The 18,278-nt window shown below is 35.7% G+C and carries 20 protein-coding genes; 16 read left to right on the forward strand and 4 right to left on the reverse strand.

Translation table 11 applies throughout. The annotated features are described in order from the left end of the window. Positions 1-44: 44 nt before the first annotated feature. From ACTJIP_RS19500 to ACTJIP_RS19515, 4 genes are all read left to right on the forward strand, one after another. Positions 45-1,580, forward strand: a complete 1,536-nt coding sequence (locus ACTJIP_RS19500; RefSeq protein WP_428168230.1) for a T9SS type A sorting domain-containing protein — start codon at positions 45-47, stop codon at positions 1,578-1,580. A gap of 304 nt (positions 1,581-1,884) precedes the next feature. Then, complete coding sequence (locus ACTJIP_RS19505) at positions 1,885-2,409, forward strand: biopolymer transporter ExbD (protein ID WP_180564694.1); 525 nt, start codon at positions 1,885-1,887, stop codon at positions 2,407-2,409. Positions 2,410-2,518: 109 nt separating this feature from the next. Further along, positions 2,519-3,301: an alpha/beta fold hydrolase gene (locus ACTJIP_RS19510; RefSeq protein WP_428168241.1), complete on the forward strand. Its 783-nt coding sequence runs from the start codon at positions 2,519-2,521 to the stop codon at positions 3,299-3,301. 72 nt (positions 3,302-3,373) lie between these two features. Further along, the gene (locus tag ACTJIP_RS19515; protein WP_077418816.1) at positions 3,374-4,180 is read left to right on the forward strand and encodes a patatin-like phospholipase family protein; all 807 of its coding nucleotides are present in this window, start codon (positions 3,374-3,376) and stop codon (positions 4,178-4,180) included. Between the two features lie 50 nt (positions 4,181-4,230). Here ACTJIP_RS19515 and ACTJIP_RS19520 read toward each other — a convergent pair whose 3' ends face one another. Further along, positions 4,231-5,235, reverse strand: coding sequence for a DHH family phosphoesterase (locus ACTJIP_RS19520; protein ID WP_077418815.1), 1,005 nt, complete (start codon positions 5,233-5,235; stop codon positions 4,231-4,233). Positions 5,236-5,470: 235 nt separating this feature from the next. Here ACTJIP_RS19520 and rpmH point away from each other — a divergent pair, with 235 nt between their 5' ends. Next, entirely contained in the window at positions 5,471-5,629 is a 159-nt protein-coding gene (rpmH, locus tag ACTJIP_RS19525) for a 50S ribosomal protein L34 (protein WP_034701860.1), read from the forward strand. Between the two features lie 153 nt (positions 5,630-5,782). Then, the gene (locus tag ACTJIP_RS19530) at positions 5,783-6,493 is read left to right on the forward strand and encodes a cell division ATP-binding protein FtsE (RefSeq protein WP_077418814.1); all 711 of its coding nucleotides are present in this window, start codon (positions 5,783-5,785) and stop codon (positions 6,491-6,493) included. A 67-nt stretch (positions 6,494-6,560) separates the two neighbouring features. Here the strand turns inward: ACTJIP_RS19530 and ACTJIP_RS19535 are convergent, their stop codons facing one another. From ACTJIP_RS19535 to ACTJIP_RS19545, 3 genes are read right to left on the reverse strand one after another with little or no spacing between them, the layout of a single operon-like run. Further along, on the reverse strand, positions 6,561-7,253 hold the full coding sequence (locus tag ACTJIP_RS19535) for a tRNA1(Val) (adenine(37)-N6)-methyltransferase (RefSeq protein ID WP_077418813.1): 693 nt from the start codon (positions 7,251-7,253) through the stop codon (positions 6,561-6,563). Further along, the gene (locus ACTJIP_RS19540) at positions 7,253-8,707 is read right to left on the reverse strand and encodes a sensor histidine kinase (RefSeq protein ID WP_077418812.1); all 1,455 of its coding nucleotides are present in this window, start codon (positions 8,705-8,707) and stop codon (positions 7,253-7,255) included. Before ACTJIP_RS19540 ends, ACTJIP_RS19535 begins: the two co-directional genes overlap by 1 nt. 1 nt (position 8,708) lies before the next feature. Continuing rightward, positions 8,709-9,293 carry a riboflavin synthase gene (locus tag ACTJIP_RS19545; protein ID WP_180564696.1) on the reverse strand — a complete coding sequence of 195 codons (585 nt, stop codon included), beginning with the start codon at positions 9,291-9,293 and terminating at the stop codon, positions 8,709-8,711. 48 nt (positions 9,294-9,341) lie between these two features. Here ACTJIP_RS19545 and pdxA point away from each other — a divergent pair, with 48 nt between their 5' ends. The 10 genes from pdxA (at position 9,342) to ACTJIP_RS19595 (ending at position 18,277) form a co-directional block, all read left to right on the forward strand. Then, complete coding sequence (pdxA, locus tag ACTJIP_RS19550) at positions 9,342-10,433, forward strand: 4-hydroxythreonine-4-phosphate dehydrogenase PdxA (protein WP_077418810.1); 1,092 nt, start codon at positions 9,342-9,344, stop codon at positions 10,431-10,433. 84 nt (positions 10,434-10,517) lie between these two features. Further along, the gene (locus tag ACTJIP_RS19555; protein ID WP_219071837.1) at positions 10,518-11,048 is read left to right on the forward strand and encodes a YceD family protein; all 531 of its coding nucleotides are present in this window, start codon (positions 10,518-10,520) and stop codon (positions 11,046-11,048) included. Positions 11,049-11,115: 67 nt separating this feature from the next. Further along, a complete protein-coding gene (gene rpmF, locus ACTJIP_RS19560; RefSeq protein ID WP_002976251.1) occupies positions 11,116-11,319 on the forward strand; it encodes a 50S ribosomal protein L32 in 204 nt (67 codons plus the stop codon). A 127-nt stretch (positions 11,320-11,446) separates the two neighbouring features. Beyond that, a complete protein-coding gene (accB, locus tag ACTJIP_RS19565; RefSeq protein WP_077418808.1) occupies positions 11,447-11,923 on the forward strand; it encodes an acetyl-CoA carboxylase biotin carboxyl carrier protein in 477 nt (158 codons plus the stop codon). Positions 11,924-12,014: 91 nt separating this feature from the next. Then, positions 12,015-13,370, forward strand: coding sequence for an acetyl-CoA carboxylase biotin carboxylase subunit (accC, locus tag ACTJIP_RS19570; RefSeq protein ID WP_047385963.1), 1,356 nt, complete (start codon positions 12,015-12,017; stop codon positions 13,368-13,370). 317 nt (positions 13,371-13,687) lie between these two features. Continuing rightward, complete coding sequence (gene rocD, locus ACTJIP_RS19575; protein WP_440704977.1) at positions 13,688-14,935, forward strand: ornithine--oxo-acid transaminase; 1,248 nt, start codon at positions 13,688-13,690, stop codon at positions 14,933-14,935. Next, positions 14,936-15,718 (forward strand): glycosyltransferase family 2 protein, encoded by a 783-nt coding sequence (locus ACTJIP_RS19580; RefSeq protein WP_440704978.1) that lies wholly within the window; start codon positions 14,936-14,938, stop codon positions 15,716-15,718. Between the two features lies 1 nt (position 15,719). Continuing rightward, entirely contained in the window at positions 15,720-16,484 is a 765-nt protein-coding gene (locus ACTJIP_RS19585) for a polysaccharide deacetylase family protein (protein WP_180564700.1), read from the forward strand. Between the two features lie 55 nt (positions 16,485-16,539). Continuing rightward, entirely contained in the window at positions 16,540-17,286 is a 747-nt protein-coding gene (locus ACTJIP_RS19590) for a glycosyltransferase family 2 protein (protein ID WP_232539108.1), read from the forward strand. A 4-nt stretch (positions 17,287-17,290) separates the two neighbouring features. Then, positions 17,291-18,277, forward strand: coding sequence for a glycosyltransferase family protein (locus ACTJIP_RS19595; protein WP_077418803.1), 987 nt, complete (start codon positions 17,291-17,293; stop codon positions 18,275-18,277). Position 18,278: the final 1 nt, after the last annotated feature.

An 18,278-nucleotide genomic window follows, 5' to 3' on the forward strand; every position in this document is an offset into this window, starting at 1 on the left:
TAAAATTAATTATATTTGAATAACTATCACCAATTCAAATACATATGAGATATTATATATTTACTTTTTCATTCCTTACCTATTCATTATTTACTGCTCAGACTGCTCCATCGATAGAATGGCAAAAAGCCTTAGGAGGAACTCAGGGCGAAACCGCGCATTATACCCAGCAAACTTCTGATGGAGGGTACATCATGGCCGGAGATACATCATCAAACGACGGAGATGTTAGTGGAAACCATGGTGAAGGAGATGGATGGGTAGTAAAAATGGATGGCAGTGGAAATATACAATGGCAAAAAGCACTGGGAGGAAGTAATAATGATATATTTCAGTCTATCCGCCAGACTACAGATGGAGGATACATTGCCGCCGGATCTTCTAAATCTACAGACGGAGATACTACTGTAAACCATGGGAATTTTGATTTCTGGGTGGTAAAATTGGATAACTCCGGAAACATACAATGGCAGAAATCTTTAGGAGGAAGCGGTATTGATGAAGCTCAATCTATTCAGCAGACCGCCGAAGGAGGATATATTGTTGCCGGAACCTCCAGTTCTAATGATGGGGATGTGAGTGGGAATCAGGGAGGACAGGATTATTGGGCTGTAAAATTGGATAGCTCCGGAAATATACAATGGCAGAAGTCATTGGGAGGAAGTGACAGCGATCAGCTGAATTCTGTTCAGCAAACTTTTGACGGAGGATACATTATTGCAGGAACCACCGTATCTACAGATGGCCATATTACTGTAAGCTACGGAAACAACGATTTTTGGGTGGTAAAACTTGATCTTTCCGGAAATATACAATGGGAAAAAACACTGGGTAATATTGGTGATAATTTGGGATATTCTGCACAACAGACTTTCGATGGCGGTTATATTGTGGTGGGTACTTCTTATGACCCCACAAACATTGAAAACGGTCTTCCTGATTATTGGGTAGTAAAACTAAATAATAGCGGAGTTATACAGTGGGATAAATATTTGGGGGGAAGCCTTCATGACAACGCAATAACAATAAGACAAACCCCTGAATGGGAATATATTGTCGGAGGCTGGACAATTTCCAATAACGGACAGGTAACTGGAAATCATGGCGATCTGGACTATTGGATCGTAAAACTGGATACTAATGGAAACCTGAAATGGGAAAAAACTCTGGGAGGTCCAGACACCGAATACTTTAGCTCTATTGAGCTAACCAATGATAATGGATATATTGTTTCAGGAAATACATTTTCTACAAGTGGAGATATTACAGGAAATCATGGGTTAATTGATGCCTGGGTTGTGAAACTAAGCCCGGAACAATTAGGAATCTCAGAAAACCACCCGACAAATAAGCCTAACCTCTACCCTAACCCCTCAAAGGATTTCTTTTATGCGGATCATCTTCCCAAAGAAACAGTTATCAGCATCACGGATATGTCCGGAAGAAAACTTTTCTCTCAAAAATATAACGAAGAAAAAATAAAAATCAATACATCTACATTCTCAGAAGGAATCTACATTGTGCAGATCAAAAACAAAGACGGAATCATTCTCTCCAAGAAAATAACAGTCAGCAGATAAGTTATTGGTAAATATTTAAGCTTAACAAAATAATTATTTCTTTATCATTGAAAAACTCACACTTTATTGTGCGAGTTTTTTTTATAATCTTCAGACAAAGAGTATCCTGAAAATTCAATAATCAGTAAACCAACAACATCATGATTATCGGTTTAAAAAAATAGATTAGAAGAAACAGGAAAGTTTAAAATCGCCATAAAAACAATCAATAAATTCATGAATCTATTAATTATTCATCAAACAAGGCATGTGTTTTGCAAGAATTCTACAACAAATACCGTTTAACATTTAAAAACTTTCAATCATGGCAGAAGTAATTGCACAAGAAAAACAAGGCAGCAAACAAAAGAAAAAAATGATCAGAGTAGACATGACCCCTATGGTAGATCTGGGATTCTTACTCATCACGTTCTTCATGTTCACCACAAACTTTACAAAACCTAATGTAATGGATTTAGGATTACCAGCAAAAGATCCAAACCCTCATCCTACGGACATTCCCGTAATTGGAGATAAAGACCAGATTACATTTATCCTTGGAAAAGACAACCGTGTGTTTTATCATCAAAGTAATGCTACAGACTTAACTACAGGAAATCTTAAAGAAACAGATTTCAGTGGAATAAAAATTTCAAAAATTATTTCTGAAGCTTATAAAAATGCACCGGCACCTAAAAACTTCACCGTAATTGTGAAGCCAACAGACGAAGCCAATTATAAGAATTTTGTGGATATGCTGGACAACCTGGCCATTTCCAAAAAAGAACGATATGGCGTGACCGATATCAAGCCTTGGGAAACAAAGATTTACAAGGAATTAACTCAATAAAAGATAAAGGGCATTTTTAAAATGCTCTTTTTTGTTTACATTTGAAAGGAAAATTGATCTGCAGTACGTAAGAGCTATATTATTTTTAACCTTCTATAATTTTGAAATCATGCTGAACTTTGAAAGAAAAGGAAACGGAAAAGAAACATTGGTACTTCTTCACGGATTTATGGAAAACCTATCCATCTGGAGCGATATGGAGCATCATCTTTCCAAAGATTTTTCACTGCTCAAAATTGACCTTCCCGGCCACGGACAGTCTGAAATTCTTGCGGAAGTTCATACCATGGAACTGATGGCCGAAGAAGTAAAAAAAGTTTTAGACAATCAGCATGTAGAAAAAGTTCACCTTTTGGGACATTCTATGGGAGGATACACCTCTCTTGCTTTTGCAGAAAAATACCCCAACTCTTTAAAAAGCTTAACTTTATTTTTCTCTACTTATTTTCCGGATGATGAAGAGAAAAAACAACAGCGCATCAAAAGCTACAGGATCATTAAGGATGCATTTGCCCATTATGTAAGGGCTGGCATTCCCAATTTATTTAATCCTAATGAAAGAGATATTCTGGAAGGGAAAATTGAAATTGCTCTTGAAACAGCCCTATCTACCAATAATCTGGGGGCTCTTGCCTGTGTAAAAGGCATGGTAGAAAGAACCGACAAAAAACATATCCTGGAAAATCTGGAAGCTAAAATTTTAGTATTAGCCGGCAAGCATGATAACGCAGTGAAAACTGACATGATGATCAAACATCTTCCAGACAGGACAAATATCAAATCTTATATTCTGGACTGCGGACACAACGGACATTGGGAAAAGCCTGGCATCTGTGCTGAAATCATCAATACGGAACTTCTCCACAACCTTCCTAAAAAACTTGTTTTATAACATCAGTTTCCTGATAGATTAAAATCGCCTTTAATAAAAAATCCTGTATATTAGTAGAGGATAATTTTGTCAATGGCTTTATTTTCATTCAAAAAAAAGAAACCACCGGCACCACCGGTTATCGGGCTTACACTTTCAGGCGGAGGAATGCGTGGGATTGCCCATATTGCCGTACTGAAAGCTCTTGAAGAATATAATCTGAAACCGCACATTATCTCCGGAACTAGTGCAGGTTCTATTATTGGTGCTTTTTATTCTTTTGGAAAAACACCGGATGAGATGATGGAAATTGTACGTCAGACCTCTTTTTTTTCCCGATCAGCTTTAAAATTATCAAAAAACGGAATTTTCAGTTCCAATTTTATTCTAAAACTGCTTAAAGATTATTTACCGGAAGACAATTTCAACATTTTAGGAATCCCTATATATGTTGCTGCGACAGAGATGACCCATGGTATTGTGGACTTTTTCTCTGAAGGAGAACTTTTCGGTCCATTACTGGCTTCTTCCAGTGTTCCTTTTATTCTTCCTCCGGTAAGGATAGGGGAAAAAATTTATGTAGATGGCGGTGTTCTGGATAATCTTCCCATTGAACCTATCATGGATAAATGCAACTTCCTTATTGCATCCCATGTGAACTCCATCAGCTACGATCAATTAAACAAAATGAGTCTGATGAAAGAATTTGACAGAATCCTTCACTTAGCCATTGCAAAATCTGTGTATTCTAAGGCAAAATACTGTAATATTTTTTTAGATCCGCCTAAGATGACGAAATACAGCCTTTTCAACAAACGATATATGGATGAAATGTTTCAGCAGGTGTATGAATATACATGTCAGGAACTTGAAGAGAAAGGATTTCGTAAAGTTTTGTGAGTTTGAAAAGTTCCGGAAGTTTATCAGATCAGGGACTTTCTTTTTGCCGGTTACAGGCCTTCCTCTTTTACTTTATTTTTGAAGGTTTCTATAGTTCCGGATAAAGACTCCAAAGACTTTCCTCCGGCGGCATTGATGTGTCCGCCTCCATTGAAATATTTTCTTGAGAATTGGTTTACATCCACATCATCTTTACTTCTGAACGAAATTTTAACAAAATCCTCATACAGATCTTCCATGAAAAATGCAGACATTTTTACGCCTCCAATGCTTAGACCATAGTTTACAAAACCTTCCGTATCTCCTTTCTGGAAGCCCAATTCTTTTAATTCGTTTCGTGTAAGGCTTAAAACAGCTACCGTTCCATCATTCACCACTTCTATTCTCCCCAGAACCAAAGCAAGCAAATGCAGACGGGAAACAGTATTGGTATCCCAGGTATTGGATGTGATCATCGCCGGATCTGCACCATTTTCAATCAGGTTAGCAATAATTCTGTGTGTCGTAGCACTGGTAGAACGAAAACGGAACCCTCCTGTATCAGTCATAATTCCGGTATAAAGACATTCTGCCATATCCTGATTCACCAGTTTCTCATCATTCATTGCTTCAATGAAATGATAGATCATCTGTGAAGTTGCCGGAATTACGGTATCAGAATAAACAAAATCAAATTTTTCCGGCTGCTGGTGGTGATCAATAAGAATTTTCTTCCCCTGAGCTTTCACCAGCCAATCTCCTAATAATCCAATTCGTGATGGAGAATTAAAATCCAGACAGAAAATAACATCTGCTCCTGCAATCATATCAGATGCCAGCTTTCTTTTATATTCTGCAATAATAACTTTTTTAGACTCCGGCATCCATTTCAGAAATTTCGGAAAATCATTAGGTACAATAACTTCAGCATGAATTCCTTTTGCTTTCAGATAGTGCTTCAATCCCAAACTTGAACCAATAGCATCTCCATCCGGGTTGTAATGGGTAAGGATAACTATTTTGCTCTCTTGAGTAAGTAATGTATTGATATCTAAAAGTTCTGCTGGTGTAAACATCTGGTGTTTATTTTCGTTAAAATTAAAGTTTTCAAAGATAGAGCTTTTATATAAATCATTTAAATATTATTTTTGCACAGAGAAATGGTATTCTTATCAGGGGTTTGCCATTCTTCAATAAAAAAACATTGCATTTAATTTTAAAAAAAAATAATTAAAGTTTGTAACTTATAAAAATTTATATATCTTTGCAACCTGAAAATTAATAGATTAATTACGATTTAAACATATAGTAATGAGTAAAAGAACATTCCAGCCATCAGAAAGAAAAAAGAGAAACAAACACGGTTTCAGAGAAAGAATGTCTACGCCAAATGGAAGAAGAGTTTTGGCTGCGAGAAGAGCTAAAGGCAGAAAGAGTTTAACTGTAAGTGCTGCACGCGCTAAGAGATAATCTTTTTATTATCATATACAAAACATGCTTGAGAAGTTTCTTTTCAGGCATTTTTTGTTGTTAAAATTTACTAAAATTTAGGCTAGATCAACATCTTTTTCTATTTTTAAAAGTTGAAATATTTTTGTTAGAAACAGTCTTTAAAATTAAATTATGCCACATACAAATATCTCCGGAGACAATATTATAAGTTTACAAAGCGCAAAGATTGCGCAAAAAAACTTCACTGTACTTTCTGATGTAAATCTTAACATTAAAAAAGGTAGATTCTGCTATCTTATCGGAAAAACAGGTTCCGGAAAAAGCTCCCTTCTGAAAACGCTTTACGGACACATTCCATTGGCTTCAGGACACGGAACTGTTGTAGGATTTGACCTGGCAAAGCTAAAACCTTCTGATATCCCTAACCTAAGAAGAAAATTAGGAATTGTATTCCAGGATTTCCAGTTACTGTCTGACAGAACGGTTGAAAAAAACTTAAAATTTGTTCTTGAAGCAACAGGCTGGAATGATAAAGTAAAAATAGAAGACCGCATCAATGAGGTTTTGGGAAGCGTGAACATGAAAAGCAAAAAGCACAAAATGCCACACGAGCTTTCCGGAGGTGAACAGCAGCGTATTGCCATCGCAAGAGCTCTTCTTAACCATCCAGATCTTATCTTGGCGGATGAGCCTACAGGAAACCTGGATCCTGAAACTTCCAACGAAATTATGACACTATTGAAGCAGGTTGCCCTTGAAAATGGCGCTGCCGTAGTAATGGCAACACACGATTACCACATGATTCAAAACTTCCCTGGTGAAGCTATCAGATGTGAAGATGGAAAAGTATCCGTATTGGATACAGCAGAATTGTTTGAGTAAGAATTTAAAAATAGAGAGATTAAGAAATTCAGACTTACAGGATTTGTATAATAGCCCTTTCTAATTTCTATTTAAAAACATGAAACTCTTTGGTGAGTTCAAGATATTGGTCCGAGTATTGCCTCGGACTTTTTTCTATAATAAAGTCAGATTCATTGATTTCTTTCTCTTGTAATGAAAACTCCAGAATCAACCTTTTAGCTTTTGAATTTTCAATTCCTTTGATATTAATCCTTCTGTGTAAAAACAGATGATTTTCTTTACCTATTGAAATAAAAATTTCTCCGGCTTCAACAGGAATAATTACGGAAAAAATCCCGTTCTCAGATAATAATTGCGCCGAATTGGCAATTAACTGTCTGAAGTTTAATTCTACAGTCTGGCGTGCAATCTTGTCTTTTTCTGATCCTGATTCTTCAAAATATGGAGGATTGGAAACAACAAGATCAAACTGTTCTTCTGTCTCGAAAGTTTTAAAATCCTGATGCCTGTTTTTTAGCCTTGCATGAAAGGGTGCATTTTCAAAATTAAGCTTAGTAAGCGCTGCTGCATCTTCGTTAATATCCAGTCCAAGAAAATAAGCCTGTGGATTTCTTTGCGCCAGCATTAAGGAGATCAGCCCTGTTCCCGTCCCGACTTCCAAAACACTGGAAGCGCCGTGAACATCCGCTAAAGCACCAAGCAGAACACCGTCTGTTCCTACACGGAAGACGTCTTTAGACTGTTCAATTTTAAATTGTTTAAATGTAAAAGGTTTCACTATAAATTGGTAGGCAGTGTAATAATGAATGTAGAACCCTTTCCTACTTCGGATTTCACCGAGATTTCTCCTTTATAATCTTCAATCATCTTTCTTACCATAGATAGCCCCAGTCCCATTCCACTGCTTTTAGATGTAAAATTAGGTTCAAAGATTCTTTCGTACATACTTTCAGGAATTCCTATTCCGTTATCCTGAACAGAAATAATTACCCTTCTCTGATGCTGCTCCACATCTACATTGATGATCAGTTTTCTTTCATCACTTTCTGCCTGTTTTGCATTGGTAACAAGATTGGTTATAATCCTGGAAAGATAAATTCTATCCATATTGATCATAATATTAGTCTTATTGGCATGCATAAAGATACTGTCGTCATTGAAGACACGGAGAATATCTTCAACCTCGGTATTCAGATTGATAACCTCATTATTTTTTTCTGGGAGTTTCGCAAATTCTGAAAAGGCAGAAGCTACCGTTGCAATCAGATCTATCTGATCTACAATTGTTTTACTCATCTGCTTCACCCTTTCTCTGATATTCGGATCTTCCGGATCAAATTTCCTTTCAAAATTCTGAATGGTCAACTTCATCGGTGTCAACGGGTTTTTCACCTCATGAGCAACCTGTTTAGCCATTTCCCTCCAGGCTTCTTCAGAGGCTTTGAATCTAAGTCTTTCTTTCTGGTCCTGAATCTGCAGAATCATTCTGTTATAAGCTCTTGCCAAAGCATTAAGCTCATCATTTTTGTAATATCTGATAGGGCGCATTTCATTTTCAAATAATGTAATACGGGTAATCATATCAGAGAATTTCGTAATTGTTTTCGCAAGACTATTGGACGTCACCCAGCTAATCCAGATACTAAACAGAATAAGAAATATATCGACTAAAAGAATATATTTTACATATTGATGAAGAACCTCCAGGTAAGCAGATTCATTATGATATAAAGGAATATAGACAATTCCGATCGGTTCCAGCTCATTATTTTTCAACAAAAGATATGAAGAAGTAAGCTTAGCATCTTTAGCAGCATCATAATTGATCATATCTACTCTTGCATCAGTAGACAGAATCTTGTTGATGATTTCGATAGGAATCGTTTTCTGCTCAACTAAAGCTTCATCTTTATTGGAAAGTAAATAGTTTCCTTTCAGATCGTAAATAAAAATGTCATGCTGATTGATATCCGCTATTTCGAAAATTTTATTTCCCAAAACTTCCGGAAGATCTTTTGTTTCAATAAGTGTCTGGCTTACCGCGTAGTCCAGATATCTCATTACAGCATTCGTCTTATCCTGCATATCGATATTACTTTGCTGCAGAGAGTGATTTCTCAGTACAAAATAAGGGACAAGCGATGTAGCTACAACACTTAAAAAACATACCAGCAGGAAACCGAAAAACACACGGTTCCTTAAGCTATATCCTTTATACTTATTAATCGACATTCTACTTTTTAATTAACCTAGCAATATACTTACCAATGATATCAAATTCCAGGTTTACTTTATCACCAATTTTCAAATGTTTCATATTGGTAAATTCCCATGTATAAGGAATAATGGCTACAGAAAACTGAGTATCTTCACTTTTTGCAACTGTAAGACTGATTCCATTTACCGTGATTGACCCCTGAGGTACCGTTACAAAACTTCCGTCTTGATCATATTTCATGGTAATAAAATAGCTTCCGTCCTTATTTTCAATACCCACAACTTCACCGGTTTTATCAACGTGTCCCTGAACGATATGTCCATCCAGTCTTCCGTCCATCTTCATACAGCGCTCCAGATTCACAACGGTTCCCAATTCCCATTTTCCAAGATTGGTTTTTTCCAGTGTTTCGTTGATTGCGGTTACCACATATTGATTGTCTTTTATTTCAACAACTGTAAGGCAACAGCCGTTGTGTGCAAGACTCTGGTCTATTTTTAATTCGTTTGTAAAGGGGCATGTCAAGGTAAAATCTATATTGCTTCCTTTTTCTTCAATCTTCTCAATAACACCAACTGCTTCAATAATTCCTGTGAACATATTATTTTTTGCTAAATTTGTAAATTATAATCTTCAAAGATAATCAAAATGAGCCCAAAAAACCATAAAGTACGAGTAGGAATTTCAATCGGTGATTTCAACGGCATAGGCCCGGAGATCATTATGAAGTCTCTGAAAGACAAAACCATTACGGATTTTTTCACTCCTGTAATTTTTGGTTCGGGAAAATTATTCACTTATCAGAAAAATATTTTTAAGCTGAATCTTAATTTCAACTATATTAATGAGGCTTCGCAGGCTCAGGCAGGGAAACTTAATATGCTTAACCTGACGAAGGAAAACGTTAATGTAGAACTGGGAGTTCCCACGGAAGAGTCCACCAAAATGGCTATTGATTCTTTGGAAGCAGCTACTGAAGCTTTGATAAAAGGAGAGATTGATGTTTTGGTAACTGCTCCTATCAACAAAGATGAAATGGTGAAAATGGGCTTTAAACATGCCGGACATACAGGATATTTTGAAGAGAAATTCAGCAAAAAGGGATTAATGTTCCTTGTAACTGAAGATCTTAAAGTAGCTGTATCCACACACCATATTCCAATTGCACAGGTCGCTGAAAATATTTCCAAGGAAAAAATAAAGAAACAGATCAGAGTTCTGAACCAAACCCTTATAGAAGATTTTTGTATCCAAAAGCCTAAAATTGCCGTATTGGGATTAAATCCTCATGCCGGAGATGGTGGTGTTATTGGAAATGAAGAAATTGAAATCATCAGCCCGGCAATCAAAGAACTTTCGGACAACGGAACATTGGCATTTGGCCCTTTCCCGGCAGACAGCTTCTTCCAGCCAAGCAAATATAAAAATTTCGATGCGGTTTTAGCAATGTATCATGATCAGGGATTAGCTCCTTTCAAAACCTTAGCATATGAAGAAGGTGTGAACTATACAGCAGGACTTCCTTTTATCAGAACTTCTCCGGATCACGGCGTAGCTTATGACATTGCAGGAAAAAATATTGCTGATGAGCAGAGTTTTACGGAAGCAATATTTACAGCTATTAAAATTTTCAAGAACAGAAGTGAATACAGCGAACTTATGAACGACCGCATGCAGCCTAGAAAAATGGTTGTAGACAATGGAATAGACGAGGATCTACCGGATGAAACTGAAGGATAAATCTTTAAAACAAATTTTAAATTAATTTGTTTTAAATTTTATTTGTTATTATAAAAAAAATGCATATTTTTGCACACTCATTTTATGGACAAGTTAAGAAACTATGACGTAAGCTTTTCCGGACTAAAAAACGGAAAACACGGGTTCAAGTTTGAGATAGATAAAACGTTCTTTCAATTATTTGACACTGAGCAGGAATTTACAAATCCTAGAATAGAAGTGAATGTATCACTTGATAAACACACTACTTTTTTAGAATTTGAGATTAAAATTAATGGATTGGTTGAATTGGTTTGTGATATTACAAACGAAGATTTTGACTATCCTATTGAAAATGAAATCAAGATTTTGGTGAATTTCGGGGAAGAATATGATGACAGCAATGAAGATGTTATTACCATTCCTACCGCAGAGCATGCTTTCAACGTAGCACATTTGATTTATGAAAATGTAATGCTTTCTATCCCGATGAAAAAGATTTCACCGAATGTAAGCAATGAAGATCTTAAAATTCTTGACCAGTTCAGTCCGAAAGATATTGAGGAAACAGAAGAGGAAGAACATGAAAGCGATCCCAGATGGGATGCCTTAAGAAAGTTAAGAGAGAATAATTAAATAGAATAATTTAAATATGATGAGATGATGAATCTCATCGCTCATCAATTAAAAAAGTTATTAGAAAATGGCACATCCAAAGAGAAGACAGTCGTCGACAAGAAGAGATAAGAGAAGAACTCACTACAAAGCTGTAGTTCCTCAATTAGCTAAAGATGCAACAACAGGAGAGCTTCACCTATACCACAGAGCTCACTGGCATGAAGGAAAACTTTACTACAGAGGTAAAGTAGTATTGGAAAAAGAAGTAGCTGCTACTGAAGAAAACTAAGAGTTGCTTTTCATTGAAAAAGCCTCGTTTTAATACAAAAACCGCCCAATTTTGATAAAATTTGGCGGTTTTTTGTTGTTTTTTACGTTTTTTTGGTATCTTTGACCCAAAATCAAATATCAAATTTATGGACATTAAAGACATACAAAATCTTATTAAGTTTGTATCTAAAGCTGAAGTTTCAGAAGTAAAATACAAGACTAAAGATTTCGAAATCACTATTAAAACTCCATTAGCTGGAAGCGACGCTGTATATGCACAGCCTGCAGTATATCACACTGCGCCACAAGCTGTAGCGGCTCCGGCACCTGTTGCAACTCCTGCTGCTGCTGAGAAAGCTGAAGCTGCATCTGATGACAGCAAGTATGTAACAATCAAGTCTCCTATGATTGGTACTTTCTATAGAAAACCATCTCCTGATAAAGATGTATTTGTAAATGTAGGTGACGAAGTTTCTGTTGGTAAAGTAGTTTGCGTTATTGAAGCAATGAAGCTATTCAACCAGATTGAATCTGAAATCAGCGGAAAAATCGTTAAAATCTTAGTTGACGATGCTACTCCTGTAGAATATGACCAACCTTTATTCTTAGTAGATCCATCTTAAGGAATTTTAGATTAAAGATTATAAATTTTAGATGAATCTTTTTCATTTAAAATAATTTAAAATTCAAAATTTATAATTTAAAATTTCGGAGATGTTCAAAAAAATATTAATAGCCAATCGTGGCGAAATTGCAATGCGTATTTTACGTACTTGTAAAGAAATGGGGATAAAAACCGTTGCGGTATACTCTACTGCTGATAAAGACAGTCTTCACGTAAGATTTGCTGATGAAGCGGTATGTATTGGCCCTGCAATGAGTAAAGACTCCTATCTTAAAATCCCTAACATTATTGCAGCTGCGGAAATTACCAATGCTGACGCTATTCACCCAGGGTATGGATTCTTATCTGAAAATGCTAACTTCTCAAGAATCTGTCAAAAGAACGGCATCAAATTTATTGGTGCTTCTCCTGAGCAGATTGAAAAAATGGGAGATAAAGCTAATGCTAAGGCTACCATGAAAGCTGCAGGTGTACCATGTGTACCAGGTTCTGACGGATTGATAGAATCTTACGAACACGCTGTAAAAGTGGCTGAAGAAACAGGATACCCGGTAATGATCAAAGCAACTGCTGGTGGTGGTGGAAAAGGAATGAGAGCTGTTTGGAAAGCTGAAGACCTTAAAGATCACTGGGAGTCTGCCATTCAGGAAGCCGTAGCTGCCTTCGGAAACGGAGGGATGTATATGGAAAAACTGATTGAAGAGCCTAGACACATCGAAATTCAGGTTGCCGGTGACCAATTCGGTAAAGCATGCCACCTTTCTGAAAGAGACTGTTCTGTACAGAGAAGAAATCAGAAATTAACTGAAGAAACACCTTCTCCTTTCATGACAGATGAACTTCGTGAGAAAATGGGTGATGCTGCCGTAAAAGCTGCTGAATTCATTGGGTACGAAGGTGTAGGAACTATCGAATTCCTTGTAGACAAACATAGAAATTTCTATTTCATGGAAATGAATACAAGAATCCAGGTAGAGCACCCTATTACTGAACAGGTAATTGATTATGACCTGATCAGAGAACAGATTCTTCTTGCTGCGGGAACTCCTATTTCAGGAATCAATTATTACCCTAAATTACATTCAATTGAGTGTAGAATCAACGCAGAAGATCCTTATGCAGATTTCAGACCATCTCCAGGAAAAATCACAGGATTAAACATCCCTGGCGGACACGGAATCAGAGTAGATACTCACGTATATTCCGGATACAGCATTCCTTCCAACTATGACTCTATGATTGCTAAGCTTATCACAACGGCTCAAACCCGTGAAGAAGCTATTGCAAAAATGAGACGTGCTCTTGAGGAATTCTATATTGAAGGAGTAAAAACAACTATTCCTTTCCACAGACAACTAATGGATAATGAAGATTATCTTGCAGGAAACTATACGACAAAATTCATGGAAGATTTTGTAATGGATAGAAAATATGATAATCACTAAGATTATTTTAAAATATATAATGAAACTGCCTCTTTTTGAGGCAGTTTTTTTTTCCACCCATCATACAGTATCTCAGACTACATATCATAAAAACAATTAAAAGTAATCTATCGTTAATTATTTAATGAAAATTTAATAAAAATAAAATTCTGCCATAAGAAAGATATAAAACCTAAAACAACCTGTTGACAAAGAAAATATTTTTGACACCTCATTATTTTGCCTTAAAATCTACTTTAATTAGACCTCCATACGACACAAGGTATTTGTTCAGGCATATCATTAATATTGTGTAAATTTGTTGAAAACCAAAATATATGTCAACAGCAGAACAAACAAAAAACTCACAGTATTTTATTGACCTTGAAGACAAACATGGAGCACACAATTATCACCCGCTTCCAGTAGTTCTGGATCGTGGAGAAGGTGTTTTCGTTTGGGATGTAGAAGGCAAAAGGTATTATGATTTTCTTTCAGCATATTCTGCTGTGAACCAGGGGCATTCTCACCCTAAAATTGTAGAAGCATTGGTAGAGCAGGCAAAAAAACTGGCTTTAACATCAAGAGCATTCTACAACTCTAAATTGGGAGAATACGAACAAAAAATCACGACTCTTTTCGGATTTGATAAAGTTTTACCAATGAATTCCGGAGCTGAAGCTGTGGAAACCGCAGTAAAGCTAGCAAGAAAATGGAGTTATGAAGTAAAAGGGATTTCGGAAAACGCAGCAAAAATAATCGTTTGCGAAAATAATTTCCACGGAAGAACGACAACTATCGTTTCTTTCTCTAATGATCCGGATGCTAACCAGAACTACGGACCTTTTACACCAGGATTTATCAAAATTCCTTACAATGATATTGCCGCCTTAGAAGAAGTTTTGAGCAGAGAAGCAGATAATATTGCTGCATTCCTTGTAGAACCTATTCAGGGAGAAGCTGGAGTATATGTTCCGGATGAAAACTTCCTTAAAAATGCTTCTGAACTATGTAAAAAATACAACGTTCTTTTCATTGCAGATGAAGTTCAGACGGGTATCGCAAGAACAGGAAAACTGATTGCATGCCATCACGAGGATGTACAGCCGGATATCTTAATTTTAGGAAAAGCACTTTCCGGAGGAATGTACCCAGTATCCGCTGTTTTAGCAAATGACAGCATCATGAATGTCATTAAGCCCGGACAACATGGTTCTACATTCGGAGGAAACCCGATTGCCTGTGCGGTAGCCGTAGCAGGATTGGATGTAGTAGCAGATGAAAAATTGTCTGAAAGAGCTGAAGAACTTGGCCAACTGTTCAGATCTGAAATTGAAAAATTGATCGAAAAGTCAGATCTTATTACCAAAGTAAGAGGAAAAGGACTTTTAAATGCTATCCTGATCAACGACACCCCTGACAGTTCTACTGCATGGAACCTTTGCCTGCAACTAAAAGAAAACGGATTACTGGCAAAGCCTACCCATGGTAATATCATCAGATTGGCACCACCATTGGTAATTACTGAAGAGCAATTACTAGATTGTGTAAAGATTATTGAAAAGACTATTCTCGAGTATAAATAAATGGCTCTTTCCCTTGCAATCATCACTTATAATGAAGAAGAAAACATCGTAAGACTTTTAGATTCATTAGTAGATATAGCTGATGAGATTATCATTGTCGATAGCTTTTCAACAGATAAGACAAAAGAAATCTGCACTCAAAAATATCAACAGGTACAATTCTTTGAGAAAAAATTTAACGGGTATGGTGAACAAAAAAACCATGCCCTTAATTTATGTTCTCATGAATGGGTTCTGTTTCTGGATGCTGATGAAGTTCCTGATGAAAATCTGAAAAGATCCGTACAGAGAATCGTTTCTTCAGCAAGTACAGAATTCAATGTGTATAAGGCCAGATTTAATAATCATCTAGGCCCCCACCTGATCAAACACGGTGGTTGGGGAAATGTATGCCGTGAAAGGCTTTTCAAAAAAGAATATGCCGCGTATTCACATGACAAGGTTCATGAATTTTTGATTACCTATGAAAAAGTGGGGTTATTGGACGGAAGGCTGAATCATTATACTTACAAAAGTATTCACCATCATGTCTCAAAAATCAATAAATATTCCGATATGATGGCGGAGAAAATGTTTGAAAGAGGAAAAAAAATCAATAGATTTAAAATCATTGTAAGTCCTGTTTTTGAATTTATCAAGGTATTTATTTTCAAATTGGGGTTTCTGGACGGATTCCCTGGATATTATATTGCCAAAACAATGTCCTATTACACCTTTTTGAAATATATTAAATTGCGCGAAAAAGTAAGACTACTGGAAATTGAAAAAAACACGGTAAAATAGCATGATCTTTTATCTTATTCCTGTTTTGTTGGCGGTATTTATCGTCATATATTTTCGTCTGTATCTCTTTACCTTCCCACACAACAGACTGATCATCCTCATGTACCATCAGGTTGAAAAAGAAAGTCATGAAGACCTTACGGTAAGTTTAGAAAACCTTGAACAACAGTTTTCATATCTAAGCCATAAAAAATATACTTCAAAGTTTTTTTCAGAACTCAGTGTTTCTGCGAAAAAAAATATTGTTATCACCTTTGATGACGGTTACAGAAACAATTTTGAATATCTGCCATCTTTACTGGAAAAATATAATCTCAAAGCAACCATTTTTATTCCCACAGGATTTATCGAAAAAGGATATCAAAATTATCCGATGATGACCTTTGATGAGATCAGAAGTCTGGATAAAAAATATTTTGAGATTGCTCTTCACAGCCATGCCCATGAAAATCTGAAAAACATGTCTTTAGATCTTATAGAAAAAGATCTAGAAAAGAATATGCAAATTCTCGATGCCCAAAAGATACCGTATTCAAAGGTTTTAGCGTACCCTTATGGAAAATATCCTAATCAAAAAGAGGAAAAATCTGCTTTTTTTTCTATTTTGAAAAAAATAGGAATTGATTTTGCAGTAAGAATTGGAAATAGAGTTAATTACTACCCAACACAGCACCCATACGAACTGTGTAGAGTTGATATAAAAGGCAAAGATTCGATCATAAAGTTCAAATTAAAACTTATCTTTGGAAGATTAAAACTATTTTAAAAAACAATTTTAAAGGAGTATTTTGATGTACTCCTCTATCAAACAAATCGTTGTGATGAATATAAGTGGTTTAATCATAACATATAATGAAGAAAAAAATATACAGGCTGTCCTTGAGTCTTTTGATTTCTGTAATGAAATAGTAGTGATAGACTCATTTAGCACGGATAAAACTGTAGAAATTGCAAAGAAATTCCCTAATGTAAAAGTGGTTCAAAATACATTTGAAGACTTTACAAAGCAAAGAAATTTGGCTCTGGATTCTGCAAAAAATGACTGGGTTCTATTTTTGGACGGTGATGAAAGGCTTACACCAGCCCTGAAGCAGGAAATTATAGGTGAGCTGAATAAACCCGGGCAAAAAGATGCCTATTATTTTTACAGGAAATTCTTTTTTGCTCAGAAACCGATTCATTTTTCAGGAACACAGTCTGATAAAAATTTCAGGCTTTTCAGAAAATCGAAGGCCAGATACATGGCAGGGAAAAAGGTACACGAAACTCTGGAAGTCAACGGAACCATTGGGATTTTAAAAAATAAATTACTACATTACTCCGTTTCAGATTATGAATCTTATAGAAAAAAAATGATTCATTACGGAGTTTTAAAGGGGAAAGAACTGGCTGCAAAAGGGAAAAAGTACAATGTTTTAGTGCAATATCTTAAAACAGCTTTTAAATTCTTTAAAGCCTACATAATGAGATTAGGTATTTTAGACGGAAAAGAAGGGTATCAGTTATCTTACCTGCAATCTTTAAGCGTTTTCAAAACCTATGAATCATTAAAAAAAGAGCAAAATTAGTTGAATGAAGATTTGTATCATTAGTTATGATTTTTGGGATTATGATAAGTATATTGTTGAAACATTATGCAAACGGGGTATTGATGCCCATCATATAAAGATCAGTACCGTTACTCATTCCAATTTCAATGAAAGAGCTGTAAATGCTTTAAGCAAAACCTTTTTAAACAAAAATCTTAAGACTGAAAAAAGACAGAAATATGTTCTGGATGCCTTGGAAAAATTAGGACATCAGGATCAGATATTAGTGATGAACCCTGATACATTTGATCTTTCAACCCTTGAAAAAATCCGAAAATATACAGACCGCCTCGTTACCTATCTTTATGACAACCTTGAAAGAGTTCCTGTAGAAGACAAACTCTACCTTTTTGACAAAGTATTTTCCTTTGACTATATAGATGTTAAAAAGCATGGATTTGAAAAACTAACGAATTATATTTATCTGCCCCACTGCGCAAAAGAAATCCAGCAGCCTGAAATGGATCTTTTCTATATCACCTCTTATGATAACAGAAGGGTTTCGCTGATAAAATTACTGGCTAAAAAGTTGATTGAGCAGGGTCTGAAATTCCAGATTATGATTATCGGGAAAAAATCATGGAAACATCAGCTGACGAATATTTTCATGACGGTACCTAAAAACCTCTTTCTGATTTTCAGCATCAAAAAGATTCCTCATAATGATCTTCCTAAGTATTATAAAAATTCAAAAGTGTTGCTTGACCTGATGCGTGAAGGTCAATATGGGCTTAGTTTCAGAGTTTTTGAAGCGATGTCTCTGGAGAAGAAAATCATTACTGATAATGAAGCCATTAAAACCTATGATTTTTACAATCCCAATAATATTTTGATTTTAAACAAAAATATTAGTAATCTTGACAAATCTTTTTTTGAAACACCTTACGAAAAAATTCCTGAGGAAATCTATCACAGATATACTTTGGATAGTTGGGTAAACAAAGTTTTTGAACTTGATACTAAAAACTAGC

The organism is Chryseobacterium sp. 22543 (genome assembly GCF_052044565.1).
Lineage (GTDB): Bacteria > Bacteroidota > Bacteroidia > Flavobacteriales > Weeksellaceae > Chryseobacterium.